This window comes from Streptomyces sp. P5F9 (assembly GCF_057961495.1).
Map to the genome: position 1 here is coordinate 24,509 of NZ_JBXVPZ010000050.1, position 10,322 is coordinate 34,830.

At 70.0% G+C, this 10,322-nt stretch carries 11 protein-coding genes and 1 pseudogene; 7 read left to right on the plus strand and 5 right to left on the minus strand.

Annotated features, from left to right (window positions below; genetic code table 11):
- The first annotated feature begins 53 nt into the window (after positions 1-53).
- Positions 54-818, plus strand: coding sequence for a class II aldolase/adducin family protein (locus tag AC31A1_RS11805; RefSeq protein WP_489653225.1), 765 nt, complete (start codon positions 54-56; stop codon positions 816-818).
- 3 nt (positions 819-821) lie between these two features.
- Here AC31A1_RS11805 and AC31A1_RS11810 read toward each other — a convergent pair whose 3' ends face one another.
- Complete coding sequence (locus tag AC31A1_RS11810; protein WP_489653226.1) at positions 822-1,403, minus strand: hypothetical protein; 582 nt, start codon at positions 1,401-1,403, stop codon at positions 822-824.
- A gap of 178 nt (positions 1,404-1,581) precedes the next feature.
- On the opposite strand from AC31A1_RS11810, the gene AC31A1_RS11815 reads away from it, so the two are divergent.
- The 4 genes from AC31A1_RS11815 (at position 1,582) to AC31A1_RS11830 (ending at position 5,353) form a co-directional block, all read left to right on the plus strand.
- Positions 1,582-2,088 (plus strand): SigE family RNA polymerase sigma factor, encoded by a 507-nt coding sequence (locus tag AC31A1_RS11815; RefSeq protein WP_393758470.1) that lies wholly within the window; start codon positions 1,582-1,584, stop codon positions 2,086-2,088.
- A gap of 10 nt (positions 2,089-2,098) precedes the next feature.
- Positions 2,099-2,740, plus strand: a complete 642-nt coding sequence (locus tag AC31A1_RS11820; RefSeq protein ID WP_489653227.1) for a hypothetical protein — start codon at positions 2,099-2,101, stop codon at positions 2,738-2,740.
- A 103-nt stretch (positions 2,741-2,843) separates the two neighbouring features.
- The gene (locus AC31A1_RS11825) at positions 2,844-4,100 is read left to right on the plus strand and encodes a bifunctional glycosyltransferase family 2/GtrA family protein (RefSeq protein ID WP_489653228.1); all 1,257 of its coding nucleotides are present in this window, start codon (positions 2,844-2,846) and stop codon (positions 4,098-4,100) included.
- Positions 4,097-5,353, plus strand: coding sequence for a hypothetical protein (locus AC31A1_RS11830; protein ID WP_489653229.1), 1,257 nt, complete (start codon positions 4,097-4,099; stop codon positions 5,351-5,353). Before AC31A1_RS11825 ends, AC31A1_RS11830 begins: the two co-directional genes overlap by 4 nt.
- 133 nt (positions 5,354-5,486) lie before the next feature.
- Here the strand turns inward: AC31A1_RS11830 and AC31A1_RS11835 are convergent.
- The 3 genes and pseudogenes from AC31A1_RS11835 to AC31A1_RS11845 form a co-directional block, all read right to left on the minus strand.
- Positions 5,487-5,564: pseudogene (locus AC31A1_RS11835) on the minus strand (short-chain dehydrogenase); the annotation flags it as partial.
- A 364-nt stretch (positions 5,565-5,928) separates the two neighbouring features.
- The gene (locus AC31A1_RS11840; RefSeq protein WP_489653230.1) at positions 5,929-6,915 is read right to left on the minus strand and encodes an SMP-30/gluconolactonase/LRE family protein; all 987 of its coding nucleotides are present in this window, start codon (positions 6,913-6,915) and stop codon (positions 5,929-5,931) included.
- Positions 6,916-6,992: 77 nt separating this feature from the next.
- Positions 6,993-7,850 carry an SDR family oxidoreductase gene (locus AC31A1_RS11845; protein ID WP_489653231.1) on the minus strand — a complete coding sequence of 286 codons (858 nt, stop codon included), beginning with the start codon at positions 7,848-7,850 and terminating at the stop codon, positions 6,993-6,995.
- Between the two features lie 119 nt (positions 7,851-7,969).
- On the opposite strand from AC31A1_RS11845, the gene AC31A1_RS11850 reads away from it, so the two are divergent.
- Both AC31A1_RS11850 and AC31A1_RS11855 read left to right on the plus strand, forming a co-directional pair.
- On the plus strand, positions 7,970-8,380 hold the full coding sequence (locus AC31A1_RS11850; RefSeq protein ID WP_489653232.1) for a winged helix-turn-helix transcriptional regulator: 411 nt from the start codon (positions 7,970-7,972) through the stop codon (positions 8,378-8,380).
- 367 nt (positions 8,381-8,747) lie between these two features.
- Positions 8,748-9,023, plus strand: coding sequence for an SDR family oxidoreductase (locus AC31A1_RS11855; RefSeq protein ID WP_489653233.1), 276 nt, complete (start codon positions 8,748-8,750; stop codon positions 9,021-9,023).
- Between the two features lie 229 nt (positions 9,024-9,252).
- Here AC31A1_RS11855 and AC31A1_RS11860 read toward each other — a convergent pair.
- A partial coding sequence (locus tag AC31A1_RS11860) for a magnesium and cobalt transport protein CorA (RefSeq protein WP_489653234.1) occupies positions 9,253-10,322 on the minus strand: 1,070 nt, incomplete at its 5' end.

Here is a 10,322-nt window from a genome sequence, read left to right on the forward strand (position 1 = left end):
TCTGGTAGCGCCCACCCGCACCCGCACGTGCCGTATCTCATCGAAAGGTCCCCATGTACGCCACCACTGTCTCCTCGGAAGAACTCCGGCTGCGCCGCGAACTCGCCGCGGTCTACCGGCTCGTGGCGCACTTCCGGATGACCGACCTGATCTTCACGCACATCTCGGTCCGCCTCCCGGGCCCCGAACACCACTTCCTGATCAACCCCTACGGCCTCCTCTTCGAGGAGATCACCGCGTCGAACCTCGTCAGGATCGACCTCTCCGGCCGCGCCGTCGAGGACTCCCCGCACCCGGTCAACCCGGCCGGCTTCGTCATCCACAGCGCCGTCCACGCCGCCCGCCCCGACGCCCAGTGCGTCCTGCACACCCACACCAGGGCGGGCTGCGCGGTCGCCGCCCAGAAGCACGGCCTGCTCCCGCTCAACCAGATATCCATGGAGTTCTACGGCAGGCTCGGCTACCACGACTACGAAGGCGTCGCCCTCAACCTCGCCGAACAACGCCGCCTGGTCGCCGACCTGGGCCGCCACCCCGCGATGATCCTCCGCAACCACGGCCTGCTCACCGTGGGAGAGACCCCGGCGCAGGCGTTCCTGCGCATGTACTACCTGGACAAGGCCTGCGAGATCCAGACCACGGTCGCGGCGGCGGGCACCCAGCTGGTCGTCCCCAGCCCCGACGTCTGCGAGCTGACCGCCCGTCAACTCGCCGGTGAGGACGACAGTTCGGACCTCCAGGACGACAAGGCGTACGAGTTCGCGTGGGCGGCGCTGCTCCGGCTCGTGGAGCGCGTCGCCCCCGACTACAAGGACTGAGGGTCAGCCCGTCGCGGCGGCCTTTTCTCCGGTCGGGGTCACGGCGTGCCAGGCGCCGTCCTTGCCCTGGCCGTTCGCCTGGCCGGCCGCCGTGTCGCCGATGTACCGGTACAACGGCCAGCCGGCGAGGGTGAGTTGCGGCTTGCCGTCGCGGTGGACCGTGCCGAGGAGGCTCCGCCCCACTCCCGACGTCTGTACGGACTCCGGCACGATCACCGGTATCCACGTCTTCACGCACGCACCGGAGCACGTCCACTTGGAGGGGTTCGACTCGTCCTTGTCGTAGCGGTAGAGGGTCATCCCGTTGGTGTCGGTGACCACGGGGCCCACACCCTCGACCGTCCTGGCCGACACGGTGAACGCCGTGGCCGTGGCACCCGGCGTCGAGGCGACCGGCGCGGGGCTCGTGGGAGCCGACGCGGCCACCGTCTCCGCGCTGCCGGAACCGGCGCTGTCCGAGGAACTGCACGCCCCCAGCAACAGCGTGGAGGCGAGGCCTGCGACGAGGCTCAGGACAATGCGTCGCGGGATCAAGGAGATGCCCTTCGTCGGGAGTCGTACGTACTGCCTGTTCGCCCTCCCCATACGGCTGCCGACCCCGCCCCTCTCAGCCGGGCATCGCACATGACTCACTCTTGACCACCCACGCTCCGGAACGGGGTGTAACCCGGATCACAGCCCCGAAGTGCAGCGAGGTACGGGGTCTACGGCCTTTCTCTCTGTGTAAGGGGCTTGCCCGCAACGGGGACGGTGGACGGTACGGATGGAACAGAGTCGGGCCGACGGGTTCGACGGGTTCGTGGCAGCACGCTGGTCGGCGTTGTTCCATCTGGCCTGTCTGCTCGTGGGAGGTGATCGGCACCGCGCCGAGGACCTCCTCCAGGAGGCCATGGTCAAGCTCTGGTTCGCCTGGCCGAGAATCGCGGAGGAGGCACCGGAGCCGTACGTCCGCAAGATCCTGGCGCGGGCGGCGGCCCGTTCCGCGCGGCGACGCTGGTGGGGCGAGCGCCCGGTCGAGCAGCTGCCCGACCGCGCCGAGGCCGGGGACGTGTCCGCCGCGGTGGCGGAGCGCTCGCGGCTGGAGGCGGCGCTGGCCCAACTGCCGCCCGCGCAACGGGCCGCCGTGGTCCTGCGCTACTACCAGGACCTGCCCGACAGGCAGGTCGCCGAAGTGCTGGGGTGTCCGGTCGGCACCGCCCGGTCCCATGCGTCACGGGGCGTGGCGCGGCTGCGCCGGATCCTTGGCGATGTCATCGAACCGGTGGGATGAGGGGGAGTTGATGGACCACTTCGACCACGGCGATCAGTTCGACGGCACTGATCAGTTCGACGGCAGTGATCGGTTCCACGGCAGTGACCGGTTCGACCAGGGCGATCACTTCGATCGCTTCGAGCGGGAGCTCGCGCGGATGATGCGCGACACCCAGGAGACGACCCTCTTCGAACCCAGGCACCGGACCCGACTCCACTCCGGTGTACGGGCCAGGCGCCGTGTCCGCGCGGCACAGAAAGTGGTCGGCTCCGCCCTGGCCCTCGCCGGGATCGGCCTCGGTTTCTTCCTGCTGCCCCACGACCGGGTGGACGACAGACCGCAGGCCCCGCTGCCCGGAACGGCCGTGACCCCGACGCTCCCGACCGCCACCCCGACCCGCACACCGGACACGCCCCCGAGCGCCACCACGAGCCCGACACCCACACGAACCACTCTGCCGCCCACCACCCCGAGCTCGACCCCGACCGGGAGTTCGACCACCTCGTCCTCGGACCCGACCACGACCGACACGGCCCCGCCGCCCTCCAGCACGGGGACGGCCAACACGTCCACGGGGCACGGCACTTCGACGAGTTCGGCCACGACACCGCCGGCGACGGGGGCGGCGACGGAGTCGTCCGCGACCGTGGGCCCGACCGGCTCCGGCTGACCCGTCCCGCCCGGGACCACCCCAACCCGTAAGCCCCAGCTGCGGCATGGCGCCCGCAGGCGATCCCGCACGCCCTGCGGCAGTCCACAGACCAGGACAGAACATGACGATACTGACGAGCCAGACGGGTGCGACGAGCCGACTACCGCTCCGCACACCGGTGTCGGCACACCACCGCGAGCCGGTCCTCGACGTGGTCGTCCCCGTGTTCAACGAGGAGAAGGACCTCGAACCGAGCGTACGGCGGCTGCACGCACACCTGTCGGAGACGTTCCCGTACCCGTTCCGCATCACGGTCGCGGACAACGCCAGCACGGACGAGACCCCGCGCATAGCGGCCCAACTAGCCGCCGAACTATCCGAGTTGGAGTGGCTACGGCTCGCCGAGAAGGGCCGGGGACGGGCGCTGCGCGTGGCCTGGTCCGGGTCACGGGCGCCCGTGCTCGCCTACGTCGACGTGGACCTGTCGACCGACCTCGCGGCGCTCCTCCCGCTGGTCGCCCCGCTGATCTCCGGCCACTCCGACATCGCGATCGGCACCCGGCTGGCCCGCGGCTCCCGGGTGGTGCGCGGCCCCAAGCGGGAGGCCATCTCCCGTTGCTACAACGCCCTGTTGCGCTCTACCCTCGCCGTCGGCTTCTCGGACGCGCAGTGCGGTTTCAAGGCGGTACGGCGCGATGTCGCCGAGCGGCTGCTGCCCCTGGTCAAGGACTCGGGGTGGTTCTTCGACACCGAACTGCTGGTGATCGCCGAACGGGCCGGACTGCGCATCCACGAAGTACCGGTCGACTGGGTGGACGACCCCGACAGCCGGGTCGACATCCTCGCCACGGCACTGGCCGACCTGCGCGGAATCGCCCGCATAGGACGGGAGTTGGCCCGCGGCACGCTCCCGACGGCGGGCCTGCGCCGGGCCTCCGCCGACGGCTCGCACCCGGCCGGCCTGGCCGCCCAACTCCTGCGGTTCGCCGCCGTGGGAGCGGCAAGCTCCGTCGGATACGTGCTGCTGTACGTCGCGTTGCGCCCGACGACGGGCGGACAGGCCGCCAACGCGCTCGCCCTGCTGCTCTGCGCCCTCGCCAACACGGCCGCGAACCGCCGCCTGACCTTCGGACTGCGCGGCCGAGTCGGCGCCCTCCGCCACCAGGCCCAGGGCTTCCTCGTCTTCACGGTCGGCCTGGCCCTCACCAGCGGCTCCCTGGCCCTCCTGCACCACACCACCCCAACTCCCGCGCGCACCACGGAGGTCGGGGTCCTGGTCGCCGCCAACCTGGCCGCAACTCTCGTACGGTTCCTGCTCTTTCGGGCCTGGGTGTTCCCGGCCGGGCGCCGCGGCGGGGCGGAGGCGACGACGACATGAGCGATACGACGACGCTGCCCCCGCCCGTCGCAGAGACCACAACTGACCTGCCTCACAGGGACGTTGGTGAGTCCCTGCGCCGCACGGCCCGCCACTACGGCCCGGTGCTCGCGCAGTACGGCGTGCTGAAGCTCATCGGCTTCTCCGTGTTCATGTACCTGCTGGACTCCGACGGCGGCTTCCGGACGAGGAACCCGCGCTTCGGCGGCGGCGCCCACGCCTGGGACGTACTCGCCACATGGGACGGCTGGTGGTACCAGCAGATAGCCGCACACGGCTACCACCCCGCGCTCGTCCAAGTCCCCGGCGCCACCGGCCTGATCACCCTCGAAGGCAACTCGGCGGCCTTCTTCCCCCTCTACCCGGCGACGATGCGACTCGTCTCCGACGCCACGGGCCTGGGTCTGTACGGCTCCGGGATGCTGGTGTCGGTCGTGGCATCGTTCGCGGCGTCGCTCGGCATCTACGCCGTGACGGCCCGGTTCGGGGGCAGACGAGCCGGGTTGGCCGCTGCCGGCCTCTGGGCGGTCTGGCCCGGCTCCGGCGTGGAGTGGTCGGCGTATTCGGAGTCCCTCTACATCGCCCTCGCGGTCTGGGCCTGCCACGCCGTCATGACCGACCGCTGGCTCACCGCGGGCGTCCTCACCTTCGCCGCCGGCCTCAACCGCCCGACGGCCGCGGCGCTCATCGCCGCCCTCGCCGTCGCCGCGCTGCAGACGCTCCACCGCCGCCGGGAGAACCTCGCGGGCCCATGGATCGCGATGGCGATCGCACCACTCGGCCTGATCGGCTACCTCCTCTGGGTCGGCAACCAAATGGGCGACCTGGCAGGCTACTTCAAGCTCCAGAGCGGCGCCTGGGCGCACAGCTTCGACTACGGCAAGCACACCGTCGACGTCTTCAGCTCCATGGCGGTCGGCCACTTCGACTACCTGTTCGCGTACCCCTTCGAGGACATCATCGGCGTGGCCGTCGTCCTCCTGGCCGCACTCCTGATCCCCCTCCTGATCCGCCTGCGACCACCGGCCGTCCTGACCGTCTACACCCTGCTCACCCTCGCCCTGGTCCTGGGCAGCCAGCAGATCTTCGGCAACGTCTCCCGCTATCTCCTCCCGTGCTTCCCCCTCTTCATCCCGCTGGCCGTCAGGCTCCGCACCCTCCAACTACCCGTGCTGTACCTGCTGTTGGGGATCGCAGCGGTCGCGTCGGGGTCGTATGCCGGGTATGTGTTGTTCGAGGTGGGGGTGCCGTAGGCGCGCGCTCGGTTCCGTGCTGTTCTGATGCCCTCGGCCGCGGAGCAGGGGCATCACGGGGTCGCGGCCTGCCCTGCCCCGCGTTGATGTCCGGACGGGAAGTCGGGCTTGGGGGGTGTCAGTTGGCGATGACCGCGAAGGCCTCCGCGATGGCCCGCCCGATGTTGCTGGTCGCACCGGCGACGTGGGCGGTCTTGCCCTGAAGGCGCATCGACGTGATCCACTCCGTTGCTTCATGCCGGGCGCTCCGCGATGAACCCGCACGGCTGTAGTGCGGGTTGCCTTCGGCGGGACCGGGGCTGCTCCGGCTGTCAGGGCGCGGGTGCCGGTGTCGGTTGGCAGACCGGTCCACTCACAGGGCTGCCCGAGGCCGGAGTCGGCATGGCGGGAGCTGAGGCACTCGTGGAACACCCGCAGGCGCCCTCGTCGGCGCGCTGCTGTCCAGCGGCCGTGACGTCGCCGACGCACTCGCCGCCCTGGCAGCGCTCGGACAGCGCATCGACCCCGACGGCCTGGCGGCAGGCTCTGAACCTTTCTCGCCGCCGCGAGCACAGCATCGAACCGATGGTGCGGGGTCAGCGCAGCGGCAGGCTTTCGAGGGTGAAGACCGGGCTGGTCAGCGGATCGCCGTAAAGGAAGGTGTCCATCTGGGAGTTGGTCACCAGCAGCCGGTCTCCGATGACGGCGACGCCGGTGGTGGTGTCGGCCCCGGGGTAGGTGCGGGCGGAGACGACGGTGGCCCGGGTGCCGTCGCCGGACAGCCGGACGGCGTCGACCTCGTTGTTCACGGAACGGGCGATGTACAGGGTGTTCCCTCGCCGTGCCATCCCGTCGGCGCTCGTCAGGGCCGGTGCGGCGATCCTGTGGATCTCGCCGGTGGCGAGGGTGAGGCGGTAGAGCGCGCCGCTGTACCAGTAGCCGATGATCAGCGACTTGCCGTCGGGGGTGGTGACGATGCCGTTGCCGTTGGACTGGCCGGCCACGTAGTCCGGCAGGAGGTGGGCCACCTCCAGGGTCCGATGGGCGCCGGTGGCGGGGGCGTTCACCTCGGCGGCCGGAATCCGGTAGACGACGGCGCGGAAGGAATCGGTGATGAAGACGTCCCCGTCGGGGGCGACGGTCTCGTCGTTGACGAGGGTCGACCCGCCCGTGTCGGGGACGGTGTAGGAGGAGACGAGTTTCCCGGTGTTCGTGTAGACGAAGAAGCGCCCGGTGAAGGCGCCGGCGACCAGGAGGCGGTTGCCGGTGGTCTTGATCCCGGTGGCCTGGGTACGGCCGTCCTGACCGCCCGGCAGGAAGGGTTCCAGCGTCTTCGCCCCCGGGCGCCCGCGGTAGACGGTGCCGTCGGCGATGCCGGCGGTGTAGACGTAGTTGTGGTCGGCCGCGACGCTCTCGGGGAAGGCCCGGCTGCCGTCGACCGTGATCGTGTGGCCGTCGCCCTCGCGGTCATGGATCGGTGCGGCGATGGCGGGAAGCGTGAGGGCGGCCAGGGCGGCGGACGTCGCGGTGAGGGTGAGGAGCGCGGACTGCCAAGTGGCGTGCGCGGTGGTGCGGGTGGACATCGTGAAGGACCTTTCCCCGGGTGACCGGGAGGGACATGGGCACGTGGAAAAAGCGAGTCAGTGGTCGTAGGCGCCCGTCAGTACAGCGCGTCGGCGATCGCGTCGGCCGGCGGCGTGGTCGGCCGTCCGATCAGGCGCCGCAGGTCACCGGAAGCGGTGAACAACTCGCCGCGACTCATGCCGAGGTCGGCGTCGACGAGGACGTGCGCCAGCTCGGCGGGCACGCCGGCACCGGTCAGCACCTGGGCGAGCCCGTCGGCCGGGAGGTCGGTGTACGTGATCTGCTTCCCGCTGGCGGCCGAGATGGCCCCGGCGAACTCGGCCAGGGTGAACGCCTCGTCGCCGCCCAGCTCGTACACCTCGCCGGCATGGCCCTCGGTGGTCAGTACGACCGCGGCGGCGTCGGCGTAGTCGGCGCGGGCCGCGGCGCTGATCCTGCCCTGGCCGGCCGAACCGACGACGGCTCCGTTGCGCAGTACCAGCGGGAGTTGGGCGGTGTAGTTCTCCAGGTACCAGCTGTTGCGCAGCATCACGCTGGGGACCGCGCGCTCCCTCAGGTACTCCTCCGTGGCGCGATGGGTGGAGGCGAGGACGGTGGTGGCCCTGTCCGCGTGCGACATGCTCGTGTACGCCACCAGCGACACGCCTGCCGCCACTGCGGCGTCGATGGCGCGGCGGTGGTTGGCGACCCGCTCGTCCACGACCGTGGTCGAGATCAGCAGCAGCTTGTCCGCGCCCTCGAAGGCCGCCGCGAGACTGTCCGGCTCCGCGAAGTCGGCCCGGCGCACCACGACGCCGCGGTCGGCGAAGTCCTTGATCCTGGTGACGTCACGGCTGGTCGCGACGATGTCGGAGGCCGGCACTCCGCGGGCCAGCAGCGCTTCGACGGTGAGCCTGCCCAGCTGACCGGAGGCTCCGGTGACAACGATCGACATGGAGATCACCCCTTCCTGCCGCAGACCTCCCGCGGCACGAAACCCAGGGTGACCTGGTCACTCTCTTTTGGTAAGGAGCCACTTCGCGGTAAGGTGGCCACCCGGAGGAAAGTATCGAGGTGAGCAGTGTGGCGACCGCCGAGGGCGTGACCGAGCCCACACCGTCATGGGACCCGTACGCGCGTGGCTGCCCTTCGCGTGACGTGCTCGACCAGATCGGCAGCAAGTGGGCGGTTCTCGTGCTGGGCGAACTCGGCAGGCACGGGGCATGCCGGTTCACCCAGCTGCGGCAGCGGCTGGCGGGAGTGAGCGAGAAGATGCTCACCCAGACGCTGCGCACCCTCGAACGCGACGGACTGGTCCTGCGGACGGCGTACCCGGAGGTGCCGACCCGCGTGGAGTACGAGTTGACCCCGCTCGGCCAGACGCTGCGAGGTCCCCTGAGGGCGCTCACGGAGTGGTCGGTGGGGCACATCGAGGAAGTCCTCGCCGCCCGTGAGGAGTACGACGGCCGCGCCGGAAAACGCTAGTACGGCAACGATCTTTGTGCTCATGAGTTGGGGCAGGTCGGCGGGCCGACATTCACCGCTTCGCACACCCGCCGTCGATTTGGAGTGGCAGAACTCCGCAACCGTGGGTACGGCGCAGGCCGCGGGCAGGTCAGTGTGCCGAGCAACCTCAGGCCCGACATGCCCAGTTGGCGGCGAATGCTGCGCTGACTCGGTACCAGTTCATGCTGGACACGCTGGCCGACCCCGCGGCGCCTTGGCGGAAGGCGGAAGGCGGAAGGCGGAAGGCGGAAGGCGGAAGGCGGAAGCGGTGGCGTCGGCGGGCGGTTGCGCAGTGCCGGCACCGACTGCGTCCAACTGATGCCGTCGGTGATGCTTGGAATCCGGGATGGTGCCCGCGGGGTGCCCCCGCGATCCGTCCGAGGTTGCCGAGGCGATTGCCTGGTTGCTTTCGCCCGCCGCGTCGTTCGTCAACGGTGCAGCACTCACGGTGGACGGCGGGATCGGCACGCGCCCTGGGAACGGTGGCGTTCGACTTCGACCTGGAGCGCCCCGACGGCGGTCGATGACCAACGGAGCCGCGGGGCACCGGCTCGTGCGGCCGAACCCGTGCTCAACTCTCCGTCACCTGTGCGGGATTGAGGTCGACGTCCGCAGACGCTGATCGATACGCCTTGGCCATCCGGAGCAGGAAGGCCTTTTCACCTGCGAGATCCGTACTTCCGGCCGAGCTGAAGTTCAACGTGTGGTGCGTCTGGGCAAGGCCCCGGAATCTTGCGTCCCGTGCGCTCTTGACGACACCGGCCAGATTCTCCCCAGCGGCTTCGGAGGCGCCGCCGGAGCCCGCTGCTCGGGCCGCAGCCACTCCCAGGAGTGCCTCCCAGGGTGATTACTCAGAGCCAGTCTTTCCGCTTGAAGATGACGTACAAACTGGTACATACGACCGCCATCAGGATGATCGCGAAGGGATACCCGAGCACCCAGTGCAACTCCGGCATCCGATCGAAGTTCATCCCGTAGATCGTCCCGACCAACGTCGGCGCGAACAAAATCGCCGCCCACGACGAAATCTTCTTGATCTCCTCGTTCTGCTCGAACCCCGCCTCCGCCAACGCCCGCATCTCCGCGTTCTGTTGCTGGGTGACCAGGGTCGCGTTCACTGTCAGGATGTCCGTGAGCGCCTGGCGGAAGCCGTCGACTTGTTCGCTGGTGTGGGTGACGTGGTCGGCCACGTCGCGGAGGTAGCGCTGGAGTTCCTCGTCGGTGCCGTACTTCGCGAAGCCCGCCATCAGGCTGTGCAGCATGCCCACGAGGGGGCGGGTGGCGCGCTGGAACTCGACCATTTCGCGGGAGAGTTCGTAGATGCGGCGGGAGACCTGCGGTTCGCTGCGGAAGACCTCCGTCTCGATCTCGTCGATGTCGATCTGGACGCCGGTGACGACGGGCGCGTAGCCGTCGACGACCGCGTCGAGGATGGCGTACAGCACCGCCTCGGGGCCGAGTCTCAGCAACTCCGGGGATTCCTCCATGCGTTGGCGGACCGACGACAGGTCGGGAGCCGCGCCGTGCCGGACCGTGATCACGAAGTCCGGGCCCACGAAGACGTGCAGCTCGCCGAAGTCGACCTCCTCCGTCGTGTCCAAGTAGCGGGCCGCGCTCAGGACCACGAACAGTGTTTCGCCGTAGCGCTCCAGTTTCGGGCGCTGGTGGGCCTCCATCGCGTCCTCGACGGCCAGCGGGTGGAGGTCGAACTCCGCCGCCAGGGAGAGGAGTTCACCTTCGGTGGGGCGGGCGAGGCCGATCCAGGCCATGCCGGACGGCTGTTCGCGCAGCTCGCGGAACGTGTCGGCGAGGGTGTCCGGTGCCGAGACGCGCACGCCGTCCCGGTACATGGCGGCCTGGACGACGCTGCCCGCGTCGGACGGTTCCGAGGGGGACGCGTCGGCGGTGGACGCCGGGGGCT

Excerpts from the sequence above, each read along its gene's own strand:
- AC31A1_RS11845 (WP_489653231.1), bottom strand. The coding sequence starts at position 7,850 with ATGTCGATCGTTGTCACCGGAGCCTCCGGTCAGCTGGGCAGGCTCACC.
- AC31A1_RS11840 (WP_489653230.1), bottom strand. The coding sequence starts at position 6,915 with ATGTCCACCCGCACCACCGCGCACGCCACTTGGCAGTCCGCGCTCCTC.
- AC31A1_RS11810 (WP_489653226.1), bottom strand. The coding sequence starts at position 1,403 with ATGGGGAGGGCGAACAGGCAGTACGTACGACTCCCGACGAAGGGCATC.
- AC31A1_RS11830 (WP_489653229.1), top strand. The coding sequence starts at position 4,097 with ATGAGCGATACGACGACGCTGCCCCCGCCCGTCGCAGAGACCACAACT.
- AC31A1_RS11825 (WP_489653228.1), top strand. The coding sequence starts at position 2,844 with ATGACGATACTGACGAGCCAGACGGGTGCGACGAGCCGACTACCGCTC.
- AC31A1_RS11820 (WP_489653227.1), top strand. The coding sequence starts at position 2,099 with ATGGACCACTTCGACCACGGCGATCAGTTCGACGGCACTGATCAGTTC.
- AC31A1_RS11805 (WP_489653225.1), top strand. The coding sequence starts at position 54 with ATGTACGCCACCACTGTCTCCTCGGAAGAACTCCGGCTGCGCCGCGAA.
- AC31A1_RS11855 (WP_489653233.1), top strand. The coding sequence starts at position 8,748 with ATGGTGCCCGCGGGGTGCCCCCGCGATCCGTCCGAGGTTGCCGAGGCG.
- AC31A1_RS11815 (WP_393758470.1), top strand. The coding sequence starts at position 1,582 with ATGGAACAGAGTCGGGCCGACGGGTTCGACGGGTTCGTGGCAGCACGC.